Source organism: Polynucleobacter necessarius, from assembly GCF_900095215.1.
Lineage (GTDB): Bacteria > Pseudomonadota > Gammaproteobacteria > Burkholderiales > Burkholderiaceae > Polynucleobacter > Polynucleobacter necessarius_H.
This window is the reverse complement of sequence record NZ_LT606949.1, coordinates 626278-652013: the sequence shown is the minus strand read 5'-3', so window position 1 is coordinate 652013 and position 25736 is coordinate 626278. Positions and strand designations below refer to the sequence as shown.

Annotated in this window: 23 protein-coding genes and 4 pseudogenes; 16 read left to right on the top strand and 11 right to left on the bottom strand. The window is 47.3% G+C overall.

Going from position 1 to position 25736, the window contains the following annotated elements; translation table 11 throughout:
* Positions 1 to 58: 58 nt before the first annotated feature.
* The 8 genes and pseudogenes from DXE35_RS03565 to DXE35_RS03535 all read left to right on the top strand — a co-directional run.
* On the top strand, positions 59 to 634 hold the full coding sequence (locus tag DXE35_RS03565) for a peptidylprolyl isomerase (protein ID WP_114689591.1): 576 nt from the start codon (positions 59 to 61) through the stop codon (positions 632 to 634).
* 78 nt (positions 635 to 712) lie between these two features.
* Complete coding sequence (locus DXE35_RS09595) at positions 713 to 1309, top strand: chorismate-binding protein (protein WP_197713956.1); 597 nt, start codon at positions 713 to 715, stop codon at positions 1307 to 1309.
* Positions 1310 to 1498 carry an aminotransferase class IV gene (locus tag DXE35_RS09590; protein ID WP_197713955.1) on the top strand — a complete coding sequence of 63 codons (189 nt, stop codon included), beginning with the start codon at positions 1310 to 1312 and terminating at the stop codon, positions 1496 to 1498.
* 150 nt (positions 1499 to 1648) lie between these two features.
* Entirely contained in the window at positions 1649 to 2209 is a 561-nt protein-coding gene (locus tag DXE35_RS03555) for an NUDIX hydrolase (protein ID WP_114689590.1), read from the top strand.
* Between the two features lie 9 nt (positions 2210 to 2218).
* The gene (aat, locus tag DXE35_RS03550) at positions 2219 to 2956 is read left to right on the top strand and encodes a leucyl/phenylalanyl-tRNA--protein transferase (protein WP_114689589.1); all 738 of its coding nucleotides are present in this window, start codon (positions 2219 to 2221) and stop codon (positions 2954 to 2956) included.
* Positions 2953 to 3691: pseudogene (locus tag DXE35_RS03545) on the top strand (arginyltransferase). Before aat ends, DXE35_RS03545 begins: the two are co-directional and overlap by 4 nt.
* A 9-nt stretch (positions 3692 to 3700) precedes the next feature.
* A complete protein-coding gene (locus DXE35_RS03540) occupies positions 3701 to 4735 on the top strand; it encodes a quinone-dependent dihydroorotate dehydrogenase (RefSeq protein WP_114689588.1) in 1035 nt (344 codons plus the stop codon).
* Positions 4736 to 4916: 181 nt separating this feature from the next.
* A pseudogene (locus DXE35_RS03535) lies at positions 4917 to 5655 on the top strand (IclR family transcriptional regulator); the annotation flags it as partial.
* Between the two features lie 21 nt (positions 5656 to 5676).
* On the opposite strand, the gene DXE35_RS03530 reads toward DXE35_RS03535, so the two are convergent.
* A complete protein-coding gene (locus DXE35_RS03530) occupies positions 5677 to 6696 on the bottom strand; it encodes a serine hydrolase (protein ID WP_114689587.1) in 1020 nt (339 codons plus the stop codon).
* A 109-nt stretch (positions 6697 to 6805) separates the two neighbouring features.
* Positions 6806 to 7717, bottom strand: coding sequence for a DMT family transporter (locus DXE35_RS03525; protein ID WP_114690366.1), 912 nt, complete (start codon positions 7715 to 7717; stop codon positions 6806 to 6808).
* A 163-nt stretch (positions 7718 to 7880) separates the two neighbouring features.
* On the opposite strand from DXE35_RS03525, the gene DXE35_RS03520 reads away from it, so the two are divergent.
* A complete protein-coding gene (locus tag DXE35_RS03520) occupies positions 7881 to 8351 on the top strand; it encodes a phasin family protein (protein WP_231969985.1) in 471 nt (156 codons plus the stop codon).
* Positions 8352 to 8554: 203 nt separating this feature from the next.
* Here DXE35_RS03520 and lpdA read toward each other — a convergent pair whose 3' ends face one another.
* From lpdA to aceE, 3 genes are read right to left on the bottom strand one after another with little or no spacing between them, the layout of a single operon-like run.
* Positions 8555 to 10339, bottom strand: a complete 1785-nt coding sequence (lpdA, locus tag DXE35_RS03515) for a dihydrolipoyl dehydrogenase (protein ID WP_114689586.1) — start codon at positions 10337 to 10339, stop codon at positions 8555 to 8557.
* Positions 10340 to 10348: 9 nt separating this feature from the next.
* Complete coding sequence (gene aceF, locus DXE35_RS03510; protein WP_114689585.1) at positions 10349 to 11641, bottom strand: dihydrolipoyllysine-residue acetyltransferase; 1293 nt, start codon at positions 11639 to 11641, stop codon at positions 10349 to 10351.
* Between the two features lie 15 nt (positions 11642 to 11656).
* Positions 11657 to 14353, bottom strand: coding sequence for a pyruvate dehydrogenase (acetyl-transferring), homodimeric type (aceE, locus tag DXE35_RS03505; RefSeq protein ID WP_114689584.1), 2697 nt, complete (start codon positions 14351 to 14353; stop codon positions 11657 to 11659).
* A 326-nt stretch (positions 14354 to 14679) separates the two neighbouring features.
* Here aceE and DXE35_RS09585 point away from each other — a divergent pair, with 326 nt between their 5' ends.
* The 6 genes and pseudogenes from DXE35_RS09585 to DXE35_RS03485 all read left to right on the top strand — a co-directional run bounded on the left by DXE35_RS09585 (position 14680) and on the right by DXE35_RS03485 (position 20866).
* A complete protein-coding gene (locus tag DXE35_RS09585) occupies positions 14680 to 15348 on the top strand; it encodes a hypothetical protein (protein WP_197713954.1) in 669 nt (222 codons plus the stop codon).
* A 269-nt stretch (positions 15349 to 15617) separates the two neighbouring features.
* Positions 15618 to 15896 (top strand): PAS domain S-box protein, encoded by a 279-nt coding sequence (locus DXE35_RS09580; RefSeq protein WP_197713953.1) that lies wholly within the window; start codon positions 15618 to 15620, stop codon positions 15894 to 15896.
* 181 nt (positions 15897 to 16077) lie between these two features.
* Positions 16078 to 17094, top strand: coding sequence for a sensor histidine kinase (locus DXE35_RS09575; protein ID WP_197713952.1), 1017 nt, complete (start codon positions 16078 to 16080; stop codon positions 17092 to 17094).
* A 35-nt stretch (positions 17095 to 17129) separates the two neighbouring features.
* Positions 17130 to 17776 (top strand): annotated as a pseudogene (locus DXE35_RS03495) (response regulator transcription factor).
* Between the two features lie 16 nt (positions 17777 to 17792).
* The gene (folD, locus tag DXE35_RS03490; protein WP_114689583.1) at positions 17793 to 18647 is read left to right on the top strand and encodes a bifunctional methylenetetrahydrofolate dehydrogenase/methenyltetrahydrofolate cyclohydrolase FolD; all 855 of its coding nucleotides are present in this window, start codon (positions 17793 to 17795) and stop codon (positions 18645 to 18647) included.
* Between the two features lie 80 nt (positions 18648 to 18727).
* The gene (locus DXE35_RS03485; RefSeq protein ID WP_114689582.1) at positions 18728 to 20866 is read left to right on the top strand and encodes a M3 family metallopeptidase; all 2139 of its coding nucleotides are present in this window, start codon (positions 18728 to 18730) and stop codon (positions 20864 to 20866) included.
* An 18-nt stretch (positions 20867 to 20884) separates the two neighbouring features.
* Here DXE35_RS03485 and xth read toward each other — a convergent pair whose 3' ends face one another.
* Both xth and DXE35_RS03475 read right to left on the bottom strand, forming a co-directional pair.
* Positions 20885 to 21733 carry an exodeoxyribonuclease III gene (xth, locus tag DXE35_RS03480; RefSeq protein WP_174220937.1) on the bottom strand — a complete coding sequence of 283 codons (849 nt, stop codon included), beginning with the start codon at positions 21731 to 21733 and terminating at the stop codon, positions 20885 to 20887.
* On the bottom strand, positions 21726 to 22394 hold the full coding sequence (locus DXE35_RS03475; protein ID WP_162784953.1) for an AAA-type ATPase lid domain-containing protein: 669 nt from the start codon (positions 22392 to 22394) through the stop codon (positions 21726 to 21728). Before DXE35_RS03475 ends, xth begins: the two co-directional genes overlap by 8 nt.
* Here DXE35_RS03475 and DXE35_RS03470 point away from each other — a divergent pair.
* Positions 22373 to 22711: pseudogene (locus DXE35_RS03470) on the top strand (sigma 54-interacting transcriptional regulator); the annotation flags it as partial. The gene DXE35_RS03475 and the pseudogene DXE35_RS03470 sit on opposite strands and share 22 nt — an antisense overlap.
* Positions 22712 to 22936: 225 nt before the next feature.
* Here DXE35_RS03470 and DXE35_RS03460 read toward each other — a convergent pair.
* From DXE35_RS03460 to glnA, 4 genes are read right to left on the bottom strand one after another with little or no spacing between them, the layout of a single operon-like run.
* Positions 22937 to 23176, bottom strand: a complete 240-nt coding sequence (locus tag DXE35_RS03460) for a response regulator (RefSeq protein WP_114689580.1) — start codon at positions 23174 to 23176, stop codon at positions 22937 to 22939.
* Positions 23173 to 23970, bottom strand: coding sequence for a nitrogen regulation protein NR(II) (gene glnL, locus DXE35_RS03455; RefSeq protein WP_415069916.1), 798 nt, complete (start codon positions 23968 to 23970; stop codon positions 23173 to 23175). Before glnL ends, DXE35_RS03460 begins: the two co-directional genes overlap by 4 nt.
* 2 nt (positions 23971 to 23972) lie before the next feature.
* Positions 23973 to 24305 (bottom strand): PAS domain-containing protein, encoded by a 333-nt coding sequence (locus DXE35_RS11340; RefSeq protein ID WP_415069914.1) that lies wholly within the window; start codon positions 24303 to 24305, stop codon positions 23973 to 23975.
* 14 nt (positions 24306 to 24319) lie between these two features.
* The gene (gene glnA, locus DXE35_RS03450; RefSeq protein WP_114689579.1) at positions 24320 to 25735 is read right to left on the bottom strand and encodes a type I glutamate--ammonia ligase; all 1416 of its coding nucleotides are present in this window, start codon (positions 25733 to 25735) and stop codon (positions 24320 to 24322) included.
* Position 25736 lies beyond the last annotated feature (1 nt).

The window sequence follows — 25736 nt, the reverse complement described above, 5'->3', positions numbered from 1 at the left end:
TGGTGACATTGAGCAATACAATCAGTTAAGTCGTTTTTATCTTGTTTAAGGAGTTTTAATGCGTAAGCTATTTGCCGCCCTAATTTTTATCGTTTCTTGTTGTGCCACTCAGGCCGCATTCGCCGGCCCACAGGTGGAATTTAAAACCACTATGGGCAATTTTGTTGTGGAGCTAGATGATGTGCAAGCGCCCAAGACAACTGCCAACTTTTTAAACTATGTAAAAAGCGGTTTTTATAACGGCACCGTCTTTCACCGTGTCATTGATGGCTTTATGATTCAGGGTGGTGGCTTTACCGCTGACCTCGTTCAAAAACCAACCGATCCCCCAGTAGTATCCGAAGCGCACAATGGCTTAAAAAATAATGCCCACACCATTGCAATGGCTCGCACATCCGATCCAGACTCCGCAACTGCTCAGTTCTTCATTAATATTAAGGACAATGCTGGCTTAGATTATCCAAATGCAATGGGTCATGGTTACACCGTTTTTGGCAAAGTAATTTCTGGTACACAAACGATTGATGCAATCCGCAAAATACCAACTATGGTAGTCCCAGCACCCCGCATGGGTAGAATGGCTGACGTTCCAAGCAAAACCGTAACAATCGAATCCGCAACGATTCTGAAGTAATCAGACTGCATAGGGAAGCCGCGATGATTGTGCTCGATGATGCGCAAAGTACCGCGGCCTCACCCTCTAGCCGTCTATATGAAAATGCGCTTCACTACTGGCGCACCAAAAAAACGCAGCATGGAAATTATTCAAGAACTCGAGGCCGAAGATCGCGGTTACTATTGCGGCGCTCTAGGTTGGCTTGATCCTAACGGCAACTTCACTTTTAGCGTTCCTATTCGCACAGTAGAAATTGAGCAAGATCACAAATCTCACGCATCTCGCTTCACCCTTGGAGTTGGTACGAGTATTACCAATGACTCTAACATCAAGCAAGAGCGGGAAGAATGTCATATTAAATCCGCCTTTTTGATGAATCTTCCAAGTAATACGGGCCTGCTTGAAACGATTGCAGTAGTAAACAGCGAACCCCAGCGATTGCAAGCCCACTTCCAGCGCATGCATGTTTCTGCATTAGCCATCAGAATTCCTTTTCATATGGAAATTGCTGAAAATGTCATTGCGAGCGCCTGTCAGACTCTCGATAAAGACGTGTTATGTCGATTAAGGTTAGATCTAGCACCCGATGGAGCACTCTCCGTTACGACCGGCACTCTTGAAGTCGTCAACGAACCCGTAAAAATATTCTGGGCAAAGGATATCTTTTCGGGTAATGTGGCAATGAACGCCTGATTGCGCCACAAAATTAGCAAACGCGCGCTCTATGATCAAGCATGGCAAGAGGCTGTAAAGCTTGGCGGTTTTGATGCTCTTTTTTGTAACGAGCAAGGCTTTGTTACCGAAGGTGGTAGAACTAGCATTTTTGTTAAACCCCAAGGTAGCCCTGAATGGCTTACGCCGCCTGTCTCAGCCGGCCTATGACCCGGAGTAATACGCGCAGACTTGCTTGCTGACCCCGCCATAAATGCCCGCGAAGCCAACCTGACGATTAATGATGTTTCAATGGCAGATGAGATTATGCTTAGCAATGCCCTGCAGGGCGCTATCAAAGCCCATTTTTAGAAAGTCGGTATGAAGTATTGCTCCAACTGCGCCTCTGTATTGACAATCAAAATTCCGGCGGATGATTCTCGCGAACGTCATGTATGCGAATCCTGCGGCAACATTCATTATCAAAATCCCCGTAATGTGGTGGGCAGCATCCCCATTTATGGCAAGCAAGTGCTGCTATGTCGTCGCGCAATAGAACCTCGCCATGGGTATTGGACGCTTCCCGCAGGATTTATGGAGCTTGGCGAAAGCACTAGCCATGGCGCAGCTCGCGAAACACTTGAAGAGGCGGGTGCCATTGTTGAAATTGGACCGCTCTACTCTTTACTCAATGTGCCTCACGCAGAGCAAGTCCATTTATTTTATTTAGCCACAATGAAGACGCCCGAGTTCTCGGCGGGCGAAGAAAGCCTGGAAGTTGCGCTCTTTCATGAGAGCGAGATTCCATGGGGTGATTTAGCCTTTCCCACTGTAAAGCAAACTTTAGAATGGTTTTTTGCAGATCGTGCCGCAGGTAATCTGGAGCTTGGAAAAGAATGTCATGTTCGCAGTCGCGATGTATTGCCTTCCGAAATAATTTAAAAAGTCTATATGGGTCAGATTGCCTGGCTAGGGCCTCATGACCCTTTTCCAAATCCCCTGCTCGAGCCAGATCCAGACCCTAGCGTGCCTGGCTTAGTTGGAGTGAGTGAGCGGATTTATCCGGGGCAACTGGCGCGCGCCTATCAACAAGGAATTCTTCCGTGGTACTCCGATAATCAACCTGTTTTATGGTTGTTACCAGACCCTAGAATGGTGCTGAAACCCGCTTCATTTAAATGCAGTGAGTCTTTGCGCAAAACGATTCGAAGCTTTTGTCAAAATACCCGAAATCAAATAGAAGTCGATGTGGATTTTGGCGCGGTCATCCGCTCATGCGCCACTAGTGCCCGCAAGGATCAAGATGGCACCTGGATCACCCATGAAATTATCGATGCTTACACCACCCTTCACGAACAAGGAAATGCCAACAGCATTGCTATTATAGAAGATAGTCAGCTAATGGGCGGCCTCTACTGCGTTGCTTTTGGTGGCATGGTTTTTGGCGAATCCATGTTTAGCCGCAAGACGAATGCATCCAAAATCGCCCTAGCAGCTCTGAGTGCCTGGTGCCTAATCAATGATGTCCATATGATCGATTGCCAACAAGAAACTGCCCACCTACTCTCCTTGGGTGCGGCACCCATTTCTCGGCAAGCATTTTTAGAACAACTGCAAATTTCCCTAAATCAAACTAAGATTGAGAACTCTTGGACTTTTGACAAAGCAATCTTGCATCACTGGTTATGACGCAGCTAAAAGAACTGCCCTTAACCGCATTGCAGTTCTATGCAACTGCGCCTTATGCCTGCAGCTATTTACCAAATAAGACCGCTCGATCGCAAGTAGCCACTCCATCCCACCTCATACATACGGATGTGTATAACGATTTGTTAAATGCGGGGTTTAGACGCAGTGGTTTATATACCTATCGACCTTATTGTGACGAATGCAGGGCCTGTATCGCGACACGCATTTTGGTGAATCAATTCACTCCTTCATGTAGCCAGAGGCGTGCACAGAAAAAACATGCTGGTCTTGAAGTCTCTGTTCTCAATCTTGGAAGAACATTACCAACTCTATCAACGCTATCAGAGTGAGCGTCATGCTGGTGGGGATATGGATAGCGATGACCAAGATCAGTACATGCAGTTTTTATTGCAAAGCCGAGTGAACTCACGCATTGTGGAATTTCGAAACGGGCCTCAAGACTCGCATCCCGGTCGATTGCGCATGGTCAGCATGATTGATATTTTGGAACAAGGCATCTCATCGGTATACACCTTCTATGACACCTCAAATCCTGTTGCAAGCTATGGCAGTTACAGCATTCTATGGCAGATAGAGCAAGCTCGTATCTTAGGTCTACCCTACCTCTACCTTGGTTACTACATCAAGGAAAGTGAAAAGATGTCATACAAAATCAAATATCAACCCATGGAAGGCTTGGTTGAAGATCATTGGCAAACACTCTCTGGGTCATAATATCAACCTATGATCGATCGTTACTCCCTCCTACGCCCTTGGCTTTTTTGTATAGACCCCGAGACAGCCCACAACCTCACCCTAAATAATCTAGACCGTGCGCAGCACTGGGGACTATTGGAGCACTTGGTTACAAAACCGATTAACGATCCGAAAATGCTATGCGGCATTGAATTTCCGAATCCAGTTGGCCTTGCTGCTGGGTTAGATAAGGATGGTAAACATATTGACGCGCTCGCTGGATTGGGATTTGGATTCTTGGAAATCGGCACAGTCACGCCTCGACCACAACCAGGCAATCCGAAGCCACGGATGTTTCGTTTACCGCAAGCGCAGGCCATCATTAATCGCATGGGATTTAATAACGATGGTGTGGAGGCTTCTGTCGCTCGAGTTCGTCGCTCTAAATTCTGGCAAAACGGTGGCGTTCTAGGTTTGAATATTGGCAAGAATGCCAGCACCCCTATGGAAGAGGCTTCACGCGACTATATTCTCGCTATGGAAGCGGTCTATGAAATCGCAACCTACATCACTGTCAACATCTCCTCCCCGAACACCAAAAATCTACGAGCTCTGCAAGGCGAAGAAATGCTACGAGAATTATTGGGCAGTCTGGATGAAGCTAGAAAGCGTTTATGCGATCGCTATGGTGTACGCAAGCCACTCTTTTTAAAGATTGCCCCTGACTTGGATCATAGCGACATCAATTTAATTGCCGATCTTCTGCTCGCGTTTGGTATCGATGCCGTAATTGCTACGAACACCACCATCTCTCGCGATGCCGTGAAAGGAATGGAGTTTGGCGAAGAAGCTGGCGGCCTTTCAGGTGCCCCAGTGCGTAATGCATCCAATTTAGTAATCAAAGCTTTAAAATCCCGACTTGGCAATCAGCTCCCCATCATTGGCGTAGGCGGCATTCTGAATGGCGTCGATGCCCGCGAAAAGCTTTTGGCTGGCGCCAGCTTTATTCAGCTATACAGCGGCTTGATCTATCGCGGCCCAGATCTTGTCAATGAGTGTGCTACCGCCCTAAGACAGGCCTAGAGCCCCATCTCCAAGAAATACTTGGGAATTTGATTTGTGTGGAATTCTATAAAACAGGATTTCATAATATGCAACTTCACATGAAATCGCTACAATAAGCCCCATCAATACCAGCAAAACTGTCAAAACTCCTAAGGCAACCGGTGAGGTTGGGAAAACCGCCATCCAGGTGGTGGAGCGCATGATGAACTTACTTGATGCTCTTGCCGAACAAGAGGACTCCAGTAGCCTAAAGAACCTCGCAGAAGTTACTGGATTACACCCCGCAACCGCTCATCGCATTTTGAACGATATGGTTGCGTGCAGACTGGTTGAGCGTGGCGACGGCGGCACGTACCGTCTAGATTTGAAGCTATTAGAACTGGGTAACTTAGTTAAAGCGCGATTGTCGGTGCGTGAGACTGCGCAATTACCAATGCGCACTTTGCATAAGCTCACTGGCGAAACCGTGAATCTTTCCGTGCGCCAAGGCGATGAAATCGTCTACGTTGATCGGCGCCTATAGCGAACGCTCCGGCATGCAGGTAGTCCGTGCGATTGGCGGTCTCGCCCCACTGCATCTCACGTCTGTTGGCAAACTCTTTTTAGCGAGCGATGATCCCAGTCAGGTTCGCGCGTATATCACTCGCACCGGCTTATCTGGACATACTCGCCACAGCATTACCGACTTAGGAAAACTAAAAACCGAGCTCAATCATGTTCGCAAAGTGGGTAGCGCACGTGATGATGAGGCATTGGAGTTAGGCGTAAGCTGCTTGGCCGAATCTATTCTGGATGACACCGGAAAATTGGTCGCCGGACTCTCTTTAAGCGCCCCAACCGACCGTATTCAAGCGGATTAGCTACGCGCCCTGCAAGAAACCGCCTTACAGATCTCCAAGGGTATTGGCTTTAAACCCAAGTCTGCCGAGCCAGGCTCAGCAATTTCATCCAATCCTCAGTTACATCAAACGACGAATTGGGTGAGCGCCGCTAGAAGGCATACGCTCGTACCAATCTCGTACACGTACGGCATCAGCAAAACGCGATTGCGTACCTACTGAGTCCAGGAAGACTAACAATAAGGGGGTGTTATTCACTCTCGCCTGCATCACCAAACATTTACCAGCGGCATTAATGAATCCTGTTTTTTGCAAACCGATATTCATATCGCGAGAACGGACTAAGCGATTGGTATTCAAAAACTTTTGTCGGCGCTTTGCGATCACCATCGTTAAATCTGGCCAAGTTGAAAACTCACGAATCATTTTGTATTGGTATGCTGCGTTCAACATGCGTGTGAGGTCTTCTGCGGAAGCCACGTTCTCGCTCATTAAACCCGTTGGGTCCGCAAAACGGGCATGGTCCATACCCAACTCTTTTGCTTTACGATTCATCGCATCCACAAACGCTGGAATACCGCCTGGGTAATTTCTTCCCAAGGTATATGCCGCACGGTTCTCAGAGGACATCAACGCCAAAAGCAAAGCCTCTGCACGAGTTAAAACCGTACCGCCAGCTAAACGTGAGGCGCGATAAATATGCACATCATCCGCATTAATGACCAAAGTTTCATCTAGAGGTAATTTGGAATCCAATACAACCATCGCGGTCATCAACTTGGTAATCGATGCAATTGGCAAACTCACTGATGGATTCTTTTCAAAATACACCTCTTTCGTATCTTGGTTGACTACCATCGCCACGCTGGATTTGAGGCTGAGCTCATCGTGCTGACCACGCAACCCCAATGCGGTAGCAAGAGAAGGTCTTGCTGGAACAACAGGCTCTGCTGAGCGTGTCACAGTTACGCGAACAGTTTTAGGCTTCTTGACCGATCTAGAAGTCGTCTTAGTGGCTGTTTTAGCGCTTGCTTTGGTCTGCCGCTTATCTTTACTGGCGGCAATAGCGGGTGCATTCACCAGGACACCAATCGCAAACAATACCGCCAAGATGCAGAGCCAAAATTGATTCAAACGCATTCCAAAATACCTTCCAAAACTTTCAACATACGGAATGATAATTAATTTCCCAAGACAAGGCGGTTTTATACGCCCCAACTCTAGCAATTCATTCCACTAAATTTATAACCTACTCTGCAATTGTCGCCACGGTATTAGTTTGACGCGCATTTACCAGCACCACACCGGTCATTGTCAAACATAATCCCACGGCCATTAACAACGTAAATGGCTCATCAAACATTAACCAGGCCATTAAGGCAGTCGTGGGTGGCATCAAATAAAGCAAGCTGGTGACCTTGGTAGCAGCCTCCTTGCGAATCATCATAAATAGCAAACTGATAGATCCAATGGATAAGGGGAAGGTTGCCCATAACAACGCGCCAATAACGGAAAGATTCCAAATCATCTCCCCGGATTCAAATACATACATACAAATAAAGCAAAGCACGGCAGATACGCCAAACTGAATTGATGAACCAGCGCGCAAATCAAACACAGGGCAGAATTTCTTTTGATAAAGAGTTCCAAATGTAATAGACAGCAACCCAATAAAAGCGAGCACGTAACTCACAAATGGAATATGCGCAAAACCAATCTTTTCAGCGACCACTAAAGCAACACCAGCAAAACCAAAGCCCAAGCCAATCCATTGGCGTTGAGTTACCTTCTCGGAAATCCAGGCCGCAAACCAGGCAGTCACAATCGGCTGAAGTCCAACAATAATGGCCACCAATCCCACTGTCATACCTAACCTGACAGCAAACCATACCCCCATCAAATAACCAAACTGAAGCAAGATACCTGCAACAGCAATATGCTTGATTTGAGCCCAGATAGGCCAGGTCATTCTCCACACTAAGCTGAGCGCTGCCATAGCCGCTCGAACCACCGCAAATCGCCAAAATAAGAAGGTGGCTGGCTCCACATAGGGCATGGCTAAACGCGCAATCACAAATCCCGCACTCCAAATAAGTACAAATATCGGTGCAATGACGTTATCTAATGAAAGCTTCGTTGGTAAATTACTGAAAAGATTAATATTTTTTGCGACTCCCCTAATTTTAGGCGCTTTTATTAAATACCACACTGATCTTCATGTCTTAGGATTTATGTTGTATTGCAACATAAATGCAATATAATGGTGCAATGAGAGTACACTAGGAAAACCTAAGGTCAGAACCCAGAAACAGATCGAAACTGAAATGAACTTAACTCCAGAACAAATTGCAGCAGCCCAAAAAGCAAACTTAGAGACCTTGAGCGGATTAACCAATCAAGCATTGCAAAGCATTGAAAAATTAGTTGAACTCAAGATGCATATCGCTAAGCAAAGCTTGAGCGATAGTATGAATAGCGCTAAGAAAGCATTGGAAGTGAAAGATATTCAGCAATTACTCGCCCATCAACCAGAAGCTGTACAACCAATGGCTGAAAAAATTATGGCTTATAGCCGCCACTTATATGAATTGGCGCACGAGACTCAAAATAGCTTTACCCAGTCAGCCGAAAAAGAATTTCAAGCCGCCACAAAGAAAATCAATTCCCTAGTAGAGGAGTGGACTAAGAATGCGCCCGTTGGATCTGATGCTGCTGTACAAGCCATGAAACAGGCGATTGCATTCGCGAACAATGTATTTGAAACTAGTCCAAAAGCGGTGAAGCATGCAGTTTAAGTTGCGCAAACCAATCTTCATAGCGCTACTGACACCGTTTTAAAAGCCGCAGACACCGCAAGCAAAGCTGCTAAGAAGCAGCAATTCCTATAGGCATTAAGTGCATAACAATACAAAAGACCCTATTACGCGTGGCTTTTTCTTTTGCAAATCAAGAATGCACAAGGAACAAAATCTGGGCTTAGTTCGCCCTCCCCTTGGATTTACGATTTCTTTTTAACTGGCGGCAAATCGGTGCAATGACCATGTGCAGCCTCTGCAGCAAGGCCGACTGATTCGCCAAGCGTTGGATGGGGATGAATTGTTTTACCAATATCCACCGCATCAGCGCCCATCTCAATTGCTAAACACACTTCACCAATTAAATCGCCAGCGTGCGTGCCAACAATGCCGCCACCAATAATGCGATGGCTTGTCGCATCAAAAATGAGTTTTGTGAAACCTTCATCGCGTCCATTAGCAATTGCGCGTCCACTCGCAGTCCATGGAAATAAACACTTCTCATAAGCAATGCCCTGGGCCTTGCACTGCTCTTCCGTCAAACCAGCCCAAGCTACTTCAGGATCAGTGTAGGCAACAGATGGGATTTGCTTGGCATCAAAGTAGGATTTTTCACCGGCAGCAGCTTCAGCGGCAACGTGACCTTCATGTACCGCTTTGTGAGCCAACATCGGCTGCCCAACCAAGTCGCCAATTGCAAAAATATGAGGGACGTTGGTACGCATTTGTTTATCAACCGGAATAAAGCCACGCTCATCAACTTGAACGCCCGCATTACCTGCATCAATCTTCTTGCCATTTGGAGTGCGGCCTACAGCAACCAAAACCAAATCGTAAGTTTGCGGTTCAGCTGGTGCGTTTTCACCCTCAAAACTCACTTGAATGCCATCAGTCTTAACTTCTGCTTTCGCAGCGCGAGTTTTGAGCATGATTGTTTCAAAACGTCCGGCATTGAACTTCTCCCAGACCTTTTCTAAGTCACGATCAGCGCCCGCCATGAGGCCATCCATCATTTCAGCAATATCAATGCGTGAACCTAGCGTGCTGTAAACAGTCCCCATCTCCAAGCCAATGATGCCGCCACCGATGACCAGCATACGCTTTGGAATGCTCTTGAGCAGTAAGGCGCCCGTACTATCTACTATGCGCGGATCTTCAGGCAAGAAAGGCAATTTCACTGGCTGGCTACCAGCGGCAATAATCGCCTTCTGAAAGCGTATCACTTCTTTTTGACCAGTGAGCTCCTGACCAGCGCCGCCGGTTAACTCAACCTCGACATGATTTGCGTCTAAGAACTTACCTAAGCCACGAACCACTTTTACTTTGCGTGCCTTAGCCATACCCGCAAGGCCGCCAGTCAACTTAGCAATCACGGATTCTTTATAGCCACGCAATTGATCAATCTCAATCTTGGGCGCACCAAAAGTAATGCCATGTTTAGCCATGGTCTTTACTTCATCCATCACTGATGTGGTGTGCAGTAATGCTTTCGACGGAATACAGCCTACGTTTAAACAAACGCCACCCAAAGTTGGGTAACGCTCGACTAAAACCGTATTCATTCCTAAATCAGCGCTACGAAACGCGGCGCTATAACCACCGGGACCCGCACCGAGAACGAGCACTTCGCATTCATGATCTACATTACCGCTGTACCGCGCTGCAACGGGTTCAGGCACAGACGCAGCTGGCGCTGGAGCTGATGCAACGGGAGCGGGGGTTGCAGCAGGTTTAGCCGCAGGTACAGCAGCACTCGCATCAATTTCCGCAATCACAGAACCCTTGCTGACTTTATCTCCAAGCTTGACTGCAATGCTAGTAACAGTGCCCGCAGAATCGGCTAGCACCTCCATGGTTGCTTTATCGGATTCGAGAACCAACAAAGGTTGCTCTTTTTCAATCACATCACCAACCTTAACCAGCACTTCAATCACTGGCACATTGGAATAGTCGCCAATATCCGGAACGAGAATCGTTTGCTTAGCCATAAATCCCCCTTACAGACTGGCACGACGGAAGTCGGCCAATAGCTGAGCAATGTACACATTGAAACGGGTAGCCAATGCACCATCAATAACGCGGTGATCAGCGGATAGGGATAATGGGCAAATGAGGCGCGGCACAAATTGCTTGCCATCCCACACCGGCTTCATAGCAGCCTTGCTCACCCCCAAGATTGCTACTTCAGGCGCATTCACAATTGGTGAGAAGTACGTGCCACCGATACCGCCAAGAGATGAGATCGTAAAGCTAGCGCCCTGCATTTGATCCGGCTTTAATTTGCCATCACGCGCAAGCGCAGCTAAATCAGAAGTTTCCTGAGCAAACTCAAAAATGCCTTTCTTGTCCGCATCTTTAATCACCGGCACAACTAATCCAGTTGGCGTATCTGCCGCAAATCCGATATTAAAATATTTTTTCAATATCAGGTCGTCACGATCCAACGAACTATTGAACTCTGGGTATTTTTTCAATGCCGCTACTGCCGCCTTCATTAAGAAAGCCAACATAGTGATCTTGACGCCCTTCTTCTCATTCTCTTTGTTCGTGAGAACGCGGAATGCTTCCAAGTCGGTAATGTCGGCATCTTCGTGATAAGTCACTGCTGGAATCATCACCCAGTTACGACCCAAGTTAGCCGCAGTGAGCTTCTTAATACGATTTAATGGCTGACGCTCAATTTCGCCAAACTTCGTGAAGTCCACCTTCGGCCAAGGAATCAGATTAAGACCACCCAAACTACCGCCACTAGAGGTTGCCGCGGGACTACCAGCGCCACCACTCATTGCGGCCTTCACAAATGCCTGAACGTCTTCCTGAGTAATGCGACCGTTAAGACCAGATCCTTTGACCTGAGCAATCGTTACGCCAAGCTCGCGTGCAAACTTGCGCACAGATGGGCTTGCATGGCTCACAGCAGCATCTGCTGGCGGAGGCGTATTGCTAATAGGCGGTGGTGCTGGGGCTCTTGCGATCGGCGGCTCAATCGCCTTCATTGCTGGAGCCGCAGACACTGAAGGGCTAGCTGCTGGCGTAGATACGCCAAAGGCTCCACCTTCCAATACAAGAACCACCGAGCCTTCGGAGAGGTTATCGCCTACCTTTACTTTGACTTCTTTGACGATTCCAGAGTGGGAGGAAGGTACATCCATAGTCGCCTTATCAGACTCTAATACAACGATAGATTGTTCTTTCTCAACTTTGTCGCCAGCTTTCACCAAGACTTCAATCACTGGAACATCTTTGTAATCGCCAATATCCGGGACTTTGATTTCAATTATTTGACTCATAGTTTTTATCTCTTATCAAACCGTCATTGGGTTTGGTTTAGTAGTATCGATGTCGTATTTCTTAATCGCTTCTGCCAACTTAGAACGATCCAGCCGACCAGAGTCAACCAAAGATCTCAAAGCAGTCAAAACAACCCAACGACGATCTACTTCAAAGAAGTCACGGAGTTTTTCACGGGTATCAGAACGACCAAAGCCATCAGTACCAAGAACTTCATAGCGACGGCCCATATGCTGAATTGCTGGACGAATTTGCTCAGCGAATAAACGAACATAGTCAGTTGCGGCAATCACAGGTCCAGCGGTATCCTTTAAACACTTCTCAACATGAGATAAGGCTGGTGCCGCACTTGGATTTAAGAGATTACTACGATGTACCGCAGTCCAGTCACGCCCCAATTCGGTAAAGCTTGAGCAACCCCATAAGTCAGAAGCAATGCCCCAGTCTTTATGCAAAATTTCTGCAGCCTCAATCACTTCACGGAAAATAGTCCCCGAACCAAGTAGTTGCACGCACAGTTTTGCATTAGCATCACCAACGGATTTCAGCTTGTACATACCCTTGATGATGTCTTTTTCAGCACCCTTAGGCATGGCTGGATGAGCGTAGTTCTCATTCATCAACGTCACATAGTAGTAAACGTCTTCTTGAACCTCTAACATGCGACGCATACCATCTTGAATCACTACCGCCAATTCAAATGAGAATGTGGGGTCATAACTGATGCAGTTTGGAACTGCACCACTCCACAAATGACTGTGACCATCTTCGTGTTGCAAGCCTTCGCCGTTCAAGGTAGTTCTACCAGCGGTACCGCCCAGCAAGAAACCACGACTACGCATATCGCCCGCCGCCCATGCCAGGTCGCCAATACGTTGGAAACCAAACATGGAGTAGAAGATGTAGAAAGGCAACATCGGCACACCATGTGTTGAGTAAGAAGTCGCGGCGGCGATCCAGTCGCACATACCGCCAGCTTCATTAATACCCTCTTGCAGAATTTGACCAATCTTATCCTCTTTGTAGAACATCAATTGATCATGATCTTCTGGCGTATACAGCTGACCCAATTGATTCCAGATGCCTAATTGACGGAACATACCTTCCATGCCAAAAGTACGAGACTCGTCCGGCACAATCGGAACTACGCGTTTACCTAAGACCTTATCGCGCACTACTGTATTGAGCATACGCACGAATGCCATGGTTGTGGAAATCTCACGACCTTCTGTGGTTGCTTCAAGGAAAGGAGCAAAAACATCTAAAGCTGGTACAGGCAAGCTTTCTGCTTTAGTGCGACGCTGTGGCAAGTAGCCACCCAATTCTTGACGGCGCGCCTTCATGTACTCCAACTCAGGACTACCTTCAGTAAACTTCACCAAAGGCATTTCATCCAACTGTTCATCCTTAACAGGAATTTCAAAGCGGTCGCGGAAACGACGCACGTCATCCGCATTCATCTTCTTCGCTTGGTGGGCAATATTCATCGCTTCACCAGAGCCGCCCATGCCGTAACCTTTAATGGTGTGAGCCAAGATCACTGTAGGCTGATCTTTATGGTTGACCGCAGCATGGAAGGCCGCGAACACTTTATGGGGATCATGGCCGCCACGATTCAGCTGCCAAATCTCATCATCGCTCCAGTCGCTTACCAGGGCTTTTAATTCTGGAGTATTGAAAACAATCTCTCGAACGTAAGCGCCATTCTTAGACTTCATCGTCTGATATTGACCGTCAACGATCTCACCGAGGCGTTGCATCAAAATGCCTTTTTTGTCACGAGCAAATAATGCATCCCATTGACCGCCCCACACTACTTTGATGACATTCCAACCGGCGCCACGAAACGCACCCTCAAGCTCTTGGATAATTTTGCCGTTACCGCGTACTGGGCCATCTAAGCGCTGCAAGTTGCAGTTAATAACAAAAATGAGGTTGTCCAACTTTTCACGGCCAGCAATACCAATTGCACCCAATGACTCTGGCTCATCGGCTTCACCATCGCCCAAGAAAGCCCAAACCTTACGACCCTGCTCTTGAATGAAGCCACGGTCTGTTAAGTACTTCATAAAGCGGGCCTGGTAAATAGCCATGATTGGGCCTAATCCCATCGATACCGTTGGGAACTGCCAGAAGTCTGGCATCAACCAAGGATGCGGATAGCTGGATATTCCTTTGCCCCCTACTTCTTGGCGGAAGTTGTTCAGCTGGCCTTCTTCAAGGCGACCCAACATATAAGCACGCGCATAAACGCCCGGCGCGGAGTGGCCCTGTACAAATATCAAATCTCCGCCATATTCTGGAGACGGTGCATGCCAAAAGTGATTAAAGCCAACGTCGTACAAAGTTGCCGCTGATTGGAAGGATGAAATATGACCACCAACATTGGTGTCTTTATTGGCCCGCAGAACCATCGCCATCGCGTTCCACCGAGTATAAGAACGAATGCGATGCTCTACATTTTGATCGCCGGGTAAGCGCGCTTGATTCTCAACTGGAATGGTATTGATATAAGGGGTCTCCGCATGGAAAGGTTGCACCACTCCATTGACGCGTGCATGAGAAATTTGCTGATCAATGAGATAGGCAGCCCTCTCAGGACCTTCGTTGCGAATCACGCCATCGAGCGCTTGCAACCATTCTTGAGTCTCGCCTGGATCAGCGTCCTGGGCATTTTTTTTACCTAATACTTGGTCTGGAACCGCTGCCATCTTTTGTCTCCAATAAATAGTAGTGCTGACTTTGTCATTAACTCTATAGACAATATTCTAGGAAGGTATATGGGTGTAAACAAGCAATTTTCCACATAATGATAATATTTCTCATAATGTGGTATTGTATTACGCTGAAAATAAGAACGGTTTTTCCAGGATCGGAAATCGCTTATTAGCAATGGTGATAGGGCAAAATGCTTTGTATTCATGAAAGGACCCGCACCAACCAACCTTTTCCTGAGACCATTTAAATGGCTGCGCAAAATACGCGGATTTAAGCTTTTTTACACCCCCTGCTAGCGCTTGTTTTATTTACGGCTGTCATGGGCATTATTTTGGGCACACTGCACTTACAAGAAAAGAATCAGCAGGAAGCTGCGTTATTCAGAGAACTTTCATTTGCCAAACAACGTATTCAATCGCGCTTTGCCAACAATCTTGATGCATTAACTACGATTAATCTCGAAGTTTCGGCTAGCGAAGATCAGGTCAAGTTAAAACAAATCACAAGAGAGCAAGCTGAAGAGCTGGTAGCCAATAATCATGAAATTATCAGAATCCTTTGGCTCAACAATCATAGTCAGCGGCCATGGGTAGCCCCGGCCGAAACCAGCAAAACAGACTGGATCAGCAAAACCCACAATGATCAACTTGTTAATGCCAGTCTTGCATCCACAATTGAATTAAGTAGAGCCACCAATCGAGCAGCTTTTAGTGAGTTCATCTCATTAAATCTACCGAACAATGACCCCATATTTACGAAAAGAAAAATTGTTTTTTGGCAAGTGGTGCCCAATATCGTTAGCGGAGAGATCGTTGACTATTTAGCGGCGCTCTATACCACCCAAGGAATATTGGACATCATCCCTGGCGAACTGAAGTCCTACTACGGATTCACTCGCATTGCCGACAACGAAAAAGTATTGGCGATTCCTTCAGACAAAAGAACTGAGTCTTTAGCAATCAGACTAGTCTGGATATCGGGATTTTAAGCCCCAACATTACTTTGCGTATTGATACTTATCCTCCACACCAACCTTACCTTTAGGATGCTGATTGGCGTTGTCTTGGGGTTGAGCGCTTTCGTTATTTGGAGCCTCTGGTCTGTTCTCAAGCAAATGCAAGTTCGCCAAGAGGCAGAAGCAAGCTTAAGAACTGAAACTAGCTTTCGTAATGCGATGGAGAACTCCACACCAGTGGGAATTCGTGCGCACGATATGCAAAAGCGCATTATACCTATGTCAATCGCGCGTTTTGCGAAATGACGGGTTGGTCATCCGAAGAATTAATGGGGCTTACCCCTCCCTGCCCGTTCTGGCCCGACAGCAGAAGAGATGAACTTGTAGAGACGATGAATCGAGCGCTGCAATCAAATATCAGCGGCAGCATGAAAGTCGGCATTGAAGGCGCGATACTCAAGCGCGATGGAACCCTAATTCAAACGCGCACCTTCATTGCTCCGTTGATTAATGAAAAAGGGAAGCAGACTGGCTGGGTTACCTCTTTAATTGATATTTCCGAGCCCAAAAAAGATTCGTGAAGAATTGGCGGCATCACAAGAACGCTTTACTACCGTTTTAGAAAGTCTTGATGCGGCAGTGTCCGTAGTCTCATTAGAGACAAGTGCCCTATTGTTTGCCAATTGCTTTTATCGAGAGTGATTTGGAGATGATTCAAAAGGCCACTTTCAATTAGCCGGTGGTGATTCAAGCGATACGGTAATGCGCGATATCGCCGAAGATCTCGAAGAATCTCCTCCTGGCATACCAACCTCTTTTTTATATCAAGAGCCCGAATCCGAAGAAGTGCAATTAAGTGATGACAGCAATAAATGGTTTGAAGTGAGACGACGCTTCATACCCTGGGTAGATGGCCACCTCGCACAACTCTTAATTGCCACCGACATTACCGCACGCAAAGAAGTGGATGACTTAGCGCTTCAACAACAAGAACGCATTCAGTTCACGAGCCGCCTCACCACCATGGGTGAGATGACCTCCTCCCTGGCGCACGAGTTAAATCAACCTCTCTCAGCGATCTCAAACTACTCGATCTCAAACTACTGCATGGGCGTTGCAAAACGCTTAGATGGCAATTTGGATCCCGCCATGACCAAAGAAATTTTTCCGGCCCTAGAGAAGGCTTCCGAACAAGCGCATCGCGCTGGAACCATCATTCAACGCATTCGAGGTTTTGTAAAATGCAGTGAGCCACAGCGCAAAGCGGCCTGCATCGCTGAAATCATTAATGACGCAGTAGGTCTGGTTGAAATTGAAGCCCATCGCCATAGATTAAGCATTAACTCTGAAATTGCCGACAATCTCCCGGTAGTAAATCTGGACCCCGTCTTAATCTTGCAGGTAGTCGTTAATCTCCTGAAAAACGCCTTAAATAGCGTTCGCGAGGCTTATCCCCTCTCATCCCGCTGGTCCGCTCCAGCAGTAAAAATTAGTGCGGACTTAGACACCAGCATTTCCCCGGCCATGCTCAGAATTCAGGTTACAGATGCGGGGGGCGGAATCCCCGAAAACGTCCTAGAACGCATGTTTGAGCCATTTTTCAGCACAAAATCGGATGGAATTGGCATGGGGCTGAATATTTGTCGCTCTATCATCGCATCCCATCATGGCAGACTCTGGGCCACCAATGTGACCGACGCAGAACAGACCAAGCTGGCTGGCTGCACCTTTACAATACTTCTACCCTTAGAATCCACTGAAACCAAGGCCAATACTTAACATCGAATTTTTAGGTTTACCTCGCGAGAACTGATATGAACTTAAGTGCTACTGCAAAACCGAACCAAGCTGAAGTTGTCTATGTAGTTGACGATGATGAAGCGGTGAGAGATGCACTTACCTGGCTTTTAGAGAGCAATGGCTATGTTGTGCGCTGCCATGCAAGTGCGGAACGTTTCTTGCAATCTTTGCAAAGCACTGATAAGTCCACCATCTCTTGCGCCATCTTGGATGTTCGTATGCCCGGCATGTCAGGCCTTGAATTGCAAGAGCGCTTAACTGCCGAAAAGTTACCAATGCCAGTTGCTTTCATTACCGGTCATGGCGATGTGTCTATGGCTGTATCCACTATGAAACGTGGCGCGGTGCACTTCATTGAAAAACCTTTCAAAGAAAATGATCTCCGCGGATTAGTGGATCGCATGCTAGCTAAAGCGCGCATTGATTATTCACAAGCAAGTCAACGACAAATTACTCAAGGCTTGCTGAGCAAACTCACAGGTCGTGAGCGTCAAGTTCTTGAGCACAGCGTGCCGGTCGCTTGAACAAACAAATTGCCGATGATCTTGGTATTTCCATTAAAACGGTTGAAGCGCACCGCGCGAACATCATGGAAAAGCTCAATGTCAATACCGTTGCAGACCTACCCCGCTTCGCTTTCTCCGATCCTCAGCCTAATTAATCACTGGAGTGTTTAGATGCCAGCGCAATTATTGGACGGCAACGCCCTTTCTAAAAAACTTCGCACAGAAATTGCGGCTCGTGGCGCAATTGTGACTGCCACAGGCACGAGGCCAGGCTTAGCCGTCATCGTAGTTGGAGATAATCCTGCTAGCCAGGTATATGTTCGCAATAAAGTGAAGGCCTGTGAAGATGTGGGCTTTCATTCTGTTTTAGAGCGCTACTCCGCTGAGCTAGGTGAAGACGAACTGATTGCTCGTATCGCCACCCTCAATGCGGATCCTGCGATTCATGGCATCTTAGTGCAACTCCCTTTGCCAGAACATATCGCTTCCGAGCGTGTACTAGAAGCGATTACGCCAAAAAAAGATGTAGATGGTTTTCACGTTGCGAATGCCGGTGCTCTGATGGTTGGTCAACCAGAATTCAAACCATGCACACCCTATGGCTGCATGAAGATTCTAGAAAGCATTGACTACCCTATTCGCTGCGCTCGCGCGGTTATTGTTGGCGCCTCTAATATTGTGGGCAAGCCAATGGCCATGCTTCTATTGCAAGCCGGCGCGACTATCACCATCTGCAATAGCAAGACTCGCGATCTAGCGCACCACACTAAAGATGCCGATATCCTTGTAGTGGCCACTGGTAAACCAAAGATGATCTCTGGTGACATGGTAAAAAATGGTGCCGTAGTGATTGATGTTGGCATTAATCGACTTCCTGATGGCAAACTTTGTGGCGATGTCGATTTTGATACTGCCAAGTACGTAGCGGGCTGGATTACCCCGGTTCCCGGCGGTGTCGGCCCTATGACTATCACTATGCTGCTGATGAATACATTAGAGGCCGCTGAAAAGGCAGTAAAGCATTAACCAATACGCGCACTGAGAAATTGACTGGGGAATTGACTGGGGATTTGGCAAAATTGCTGCTAGTCCATTAAGCTAGAGGGATGATTGCATCCTCAAGCGCATCTCACGGCTCCACCCATCCTTCAAACTTAAAACATAATCCCCTGCTCACCTTTTGGCGGGGGGTTGCTACATACTCTGAAGTTAAGCCAGAGCATATTGCCCCGGCGATCGAGTATTTATTAAGGCAAGCGCAAGATGCGGTTGATGTCGCAGTGAATCCCAATACAGAACCAACCTGGGATACGCTGGCCGAACCTCTGGAAGATGCCACTGAGGCTTTAGGCAGATCCTGGGGTGTGATCTCACACCTCAATAGTGTTGTCGACACACCTGAGTTACGTGCCGCTTACGGAGAGATGCTACCTAAAGTCACCGCCTTCTTTTCTAGTCTTGGTCAAAATTTAGAGCTCTACCAGAAATTTAAAGACCTAAGTAAAACCCCAGACTTTGGAAAGCTCAGCGCAGCGCAGAAAAAAGTGATTGAAAACTCTTTGCGAGATTTTCGTTTGGGCGGCGCAGAATTGAACGATGAAGACAAACCACGCTTTGCACAAATCCAAGATGAGCAAGCAACCCTAGGCAAAGCATTTTCAGATCACGTATTAGATGCAACCGATGGCTTCGTTCATCTTGTGACTGACCTAGTTGAGCTGGCGGGATTACCAGAGGATGCCATTGCCGCAGCGGCAGGTACCGCTCAGCAGAAAGCATTGCAGGGCTGGGCTTTCACTTTGCACTTCCCCTCTTATTACCCCATTATGCAGTATGCGGAAAATCGCGCGCTACGGCGTCTAATGTATGAGGCTTATGTCACTCGTGCTTCTGAACTGGCGCCACAGTACGGCAAAGGTAAATTAGATTGGGATAACACACAAAATATGCTCGATCAATTACGACTTCGTGATGAAGAAGCGCGCATGCTGGGGTATAAAAATTATGCCGCCCTTAGCCTGGCACTCAAAATGGCTAGCAGTGTTGCAGAAGTTGATTCCTTCCTCACGAATTTCGCCAAGACAGCGAAACCATTTGCCATGAAAGATTGGCAAGAACTTTCAGAATTTGCCAACATTAAACTTGCAATCGTCGATGGATTGGAGCCTTGGGATATCGCATTTGCATCGGAACGATTAAAACAAGAGCGCTACTCGTTCTCCGAAAATGAATTAAAACAATATTTTTCTTTGCCCAAGGTGTTAGATGGACTCTTTCAAGTCATTCAGACCTTATTTGGGGTGAAGATTGAATCTGCCAATTTGCCAACCTGGCATGCGGACGTGCAATCATTTTCCGTAAAGAATGCCAAAGGCGATCTCGTGGCGTATTTCTACTTGGATCCCTACGCTCGCCCTGGTAAGCGCGGTGGCGCCTGGATGGATGATGCGCGTGGTCGCAGAGTATTGCCAAATGGAGAGATTCAAATTCCTGTGGCGCACCTCGTTTGTAATTTTGCCCCGCCAGTGAAGGTAGACGGCGTCTTGCGTCAACCAACCATTACCCACAATGATGTCATCACCCTATTCCATGAGAGCGGTCATGGATTGCATCACTTATTAACCCAAGTCAGCGCGCTGGGAGTTTCCGGCATCAATGGTGTTGAGTGGGATGCAGTTGAATTACCTAGCCAGTTTATGGAAAACTTCTGCTGGGAATGGGAGGTGCTCGAAAAAATGACAGCGCATGCGGAAACAGGTAAACCGCTGCCACGAGAACTCTTTGAAAAAATCTTAGCCGCTAAAAATTTCCAGAATGGTTATATGACCTTGCGCCAAATAGTCATGTCATTAACCGACTGGCGGCTGCATGCTAGTTTTGATGCGAAGAATGCCAAGGGCCAGGCAGTTCTGGAGGAATCGAGAGTCATTGCCGATCAATTTAACGTCATTCCACAGCCAGCAATCTCCCGTTGGATCAACACCTTTAGCCATATTTTTGCAGGCGGCTATGCGGCAGGCTATTACAGCTACAAGTGGGCGGAAGTGTTATCCGCTGATGTTTACTCTGCTTTTGAAGAGGCTGCGAAACTGACTGGAAGCGTGCTCGATGAAGAAACCGGCACACGCTATTGCACGGAAATTTTGGAAGTGGGCGGAAGTCGTCCGGCCGCCGAATCATTCAAGGCCTTTAGGGGTAGAGAACCCAGCATTGATGCCCTATTAAGGCATGGCGGACTAACTTAAGAGCCGCCTGGCTTTTTCTTAGGTTTTTTTAATTGTCGCTATCACGGGAGCATGGTCAGAAGGCTGCTCCCACGTTCTCGGCTCTTTATCCACTGTGCTAGCGGTGCATTTTTCTCTTAAGTCTTTGCTTAACAAGATGTGATCGATACGCATCCCAGCATTTCTTCTAAAGCCCATCATGCGATAGTCCCACCAACTAAATGTTTTGGGAGCTTGCTCAAACATCCGAAATGAATCATTGAGCCCAAGCTTAATTAACTCCCGAAAAGCATCGCGCTCAGGCGGGGACACTAAGTTCTGCCCTTCCCACGCCTTGGGATCATGAACATCTTCATCTGCTGGAGCGATATTGAAGTCGCCAAGAAGCGCTAAACGTTGGTTTAGTTGTAGCTCTTCACCCAACCAAGTACGCAAGCCACTTAACCAATTCAGCTTATATGCAAACTTGTCACTATCGGGAGCTTGTCCATTTGGAAAGTATGCTGAAACAAGCCTCATTGGCTGAGTACCCGCAAAACAGACCGTCGCCGCAAGAATACGCTGCCGCTCATCTTCGTGGTTGGGAATATTTCTGACGGGCTTTAGAAAGGCGGTATCTACATCAGAGGCAAGCGGCGCTAAAGCAGCCTTACGCAGAATGATCGCAACACCGTTATAGGTTTTTTGCCCTGCGGCAAGACTGAGATAACCAGCCTCTTCTAGTGCCTTATGTGGATATTTATCATCCGTTAGCTTAAGCTCTTGCAAGCAGAGCGCATCAATCGGCTGACGCTTTTTTTCTTGATCCTGGAGCCAGCGCAGCACTTGTGGGAGGCGAACCTTTAGTGAGTTCACATTCCACGCAGCTATTCGCACTAAATCAGTCATCAATTTCCAGTCCCTGTAATTTACGCGTGATTGTATTTCGCCAAATACCTAGACTCTGAGCCGCATTAACCGGACGGCCGCGAGTCACCTCCAAGGCCGCTTGCAATACCGCCTTATCGAATCGCGCGGTTAATGTATCAAACACTTCTTTGTCACCATCCTGCAGCATCTTGACCGCAAGACGGGCCACACCACTCTCCCAGTCGCCCGAAGATACTTTAGCAGTGGGATTGCTGGGGGAAGATTCGCCATGCAAAATCACGGGTTGCTCACTAGCTTCCGCGACGATATCTGCGGGTAGATCGCTAACGCCAATCACGTTAGCGAGTGTCATCACCGTTAACCAGTGACATAAGTTTTCCAGCTGACGCACATTACCAGGAAATGGCATTGCGCTGATCTGTTTTAAAATTTCATCAGATAATTTCTTGGGCTCAACACCTAAAAACTTGGCGCAGCTAAGCATGAAATGTCTAGCGAGCATCGGAACATCTTCACTGCACTCACGCAAAGAAGGCATACGCAAACGAATAACATTGAGACGATGCAACAGATTCTCACGAAATAAACCCGCCGCTACTCGCGCATCGAGATTTTGATGGGTTGAAGCAATGATGCGTACATTTTCCTTAATGGGATGTTGGCCGCTTAGCCCACTCAAATGCAACTGTATTAATTACTGGAGAGTCCGGTACCGGTAAAGAATTGGTGGCTCATGCTCTCCATAAGCATAGCCCTTGCGCTAAAGGACCATTTATTTCTTTGAGTACTTCCGCTGTGCCGAAAGCTTTATTGGAGTTCGAGCTTTTTGGTCACGAACGAGGCGTCTTTCCAGGGGCTCAAACCTTGCGTCGAGGCCGCTTTGAGCAGGCTGATGGCGGCACGCTATTTTTGGGTGAGGTTGGCGATCTCCCGTTGGATTTGCAAACCCGTTTATTGAGGGTGCTGTCAGGCGGACATTTTTATCGCATCGGCGGCCAACAGCACGGAAGATTTCTTGCATGGCTGGGGCTTGACAAATGATTTCGGTGGCGTCTTGTCGCCAAGCTGTTAATTCTTTAGCGCCAGATTCATTCCGAATGCCCTGTTCAACCGCTCGATGGATTAGTTCGACAGCTTTCTCCACATCAAATGGTTTAGTAAGGTATTCAAATGCGCCCCATTGAAACGAGGAAACCGCTGAATCCAAATTCGAATAAGCTGTCATGATAATGACTGGCGAATTGGGGGATGACTATCCTTTACGTGCTGCAAAAGATCCAAACCATTGCCGCGTGGCATGCGGATATCCGAAATGAATACCTGTGGAGCTTCTTTTTCCAAGGCATTCAGAACGTCATTGGGGGTTGAAAAGCTTTTATGCGGAATATTCTCGCGTGCTAAAGCTTTTTCCAAAACCCAGCGAATGGATTGATCATCATCTACGATCCAGATTGGCTTCATAATGCTTTCTCCTGCCTACGGTATGGAATTTGAATATAAAAATCAGTCCGTCCAGGACGACTATCACAGGCAATAAACCCCTGGTGTTGCTGCACAAAGGTTTGAGCTAATGTCAGCCAAAGCCCACTAYCGCTCTCTCTTCCCGAAGCCAAGGGGAAAAAGATGCGTTCAATCATGTCTTCCGGAATACCAGGCCCGTTATCAATCACATGTAGATCCATCGCTAACTTATAGCGATGTTTTGCAATCGTCACCGAACGAGCCACACGCGTCTTTAATTCAATTTGCGAAACACCTTTTTGAATTTCTTCAGAAAGCGCTTGGGCAGCGTTATGCACGATGTTCAGAACCGCCTGTATCAACTGTTCACGATCCCCCAATACATCTGGCAGACTGGTGTCATAGTTCCGAATCATCCTGAGTCCTTTGGGAAACTCAGCCAGAACTAAGCTGCGCACTCGCTCCAGCGCTTCATGCACATTAAAGGATTCCATCACATGCGCTTTGCGATGCGGCGTCAAAATACGATCTACCAAAATTTGCAGACGGTCTGATTCTTGAATAATGACTTGGGTATATGCACGCAAACCTTTTTCAGGTAGCTCAAACTCTAACAGCTGAGCTGCTCCACGAATTCCACCCAAAGGATTTTTAATCTCATGCGCCAAATTACGCATTAACTGTTTATTTGCTTCGACTTGCTGGGTCACGCGTTCATCACGCTCGCTCCGCAATTGCTGGTCAATTGGAAACCACGCCATCATGATGAGGGTGGTATCCTCCAAGGCTGCCACTACTACATGCGCAGGAATGGAATCTTGATGAATACTGCCATGTAGTGAAGCAAAACCATTTCTTGGCGTTGCGCCAAGAAATGGTTTTGCTTCACCTCGCTAATCATGCCAACCAAAGCGAGGTTATCGCCAAATAAATTGTGCACAGCTTGACCCTCAAGTGATTTACGCGAAAGATCCAAAGCTGACTCAGCAGCCGGGTTCACGTACACCAATTGTTGGGTCTCAGCCTCAAATACCACAATGGCATTAGGCATCTGATCACGCAATGTCGAAAACAAAGGAGCAGCCGAAGCCGCTCCTTTGAACGAATTGCGCAACAGACATGCGCTCAAGTTCTCTCCTTCGCTTACAGAGAGTAGTACATATCAAATTCGATTGGGTGAGTTGTCATACGGAAACGTGTGACATCTTCCATCTTCAAATTGATATATGCATCAATCATGGATTCAATGAATACACCACCACGAGTCAAGAACTCATGATCTTTCTTCAATTCTTCCAATGCCTCTTCCAAACTCGCGCATACGGTTGGAATCTTTGCGTCCTCTTCTGGTGGCAAGTCATACAAGTTCTTGTCAGCAGCTTCGCCTGGATGAATCTTGTTCTGAACACCATCCAAACCAGCCATCATCAATGCCGCAAAACAGAGGTATGGGTTTGCCAATGGATCAGGGAAGCGAGTTTCAATACGACGACCCTTAGGATTGGAAACGTGTGGAATGCGGATAGACGCAGAACGGTTACGTGCTGAGTACGCCAACTTCACTGGAGCCTCAAAGCCCGGCACCAAACGCTTGTATGAGTTTGTGCCTGGATTGGTAATCGCATTCAATGCCTTGGCATGCTTAATAATGCCGCCGATGTAGAACAATGCAAACTCTGACAAACCTGCATAACCGTTACCCGCAAACAAGTTCTCGCCATTTTTCCAAATAGATTGGTGAACGTGCATACCAGAACCGTTATCACCAACTACAGGCTTAGGCATAAATGTTGCTGTTTTACCGTAAGCATGAGCTACGTTTTGAATCACGTATTTCTGCCAGATAGTCCAGTCAGCACGCTCTACTAATGTGCTGAACTTAGTGCCCAATTCGTTTTGACCTTGGCCAGCAACTTCATGGTGATGCACTTCCACTGGAATACCCAGTGATTCGAGAATCAAACACATTTCAGAACGCATATCTTGGAATGTATCTACTGGGGCAACTGGGAAATAGCCACCTTTTTTGCCTGGACGATGGCCAGTGTTACCCCCGTCGATTTCAGCAGCAGAAGACCATGGAGCTTCCTCAGATTCAATCTTCACGAAGCAGCCCTGCATATCAGCGCCCCAACGAACACCGTCAAAAATAAAGAACTCTGGCTCTGGACCAAAGTAAGCTGTATCGCCTAAACCAGTGCTCTTGAGGTAGGCTTCTGCGCGCTTAGCGATAGAACGTGGGTCACGATCGTAACCTTTACCATCAGCCGGCTCAATCACATCACATGTCAAAACCAAGGTTGGCTCTTCATAGAATGGATCGATGTAAGCCGCTGTTGGATCTGGTTTGAGCAACATATCTGAAGCCTCAATACCCTTCCAGCCAGCGATAGAAGAACCGTCAAATGCATGACCGCTCTCAAATTTATCTTCGTCAAAAGCAGAGATGGGAACTGTCGTGTGCTGTTCTTTGCCCTTTGTGTCCACAAAGCGGAAATCAACAAAAGTACACTCTTTCTCTTTAACTAACTTCATCACATCAGCGACGGCCTTCGTCATG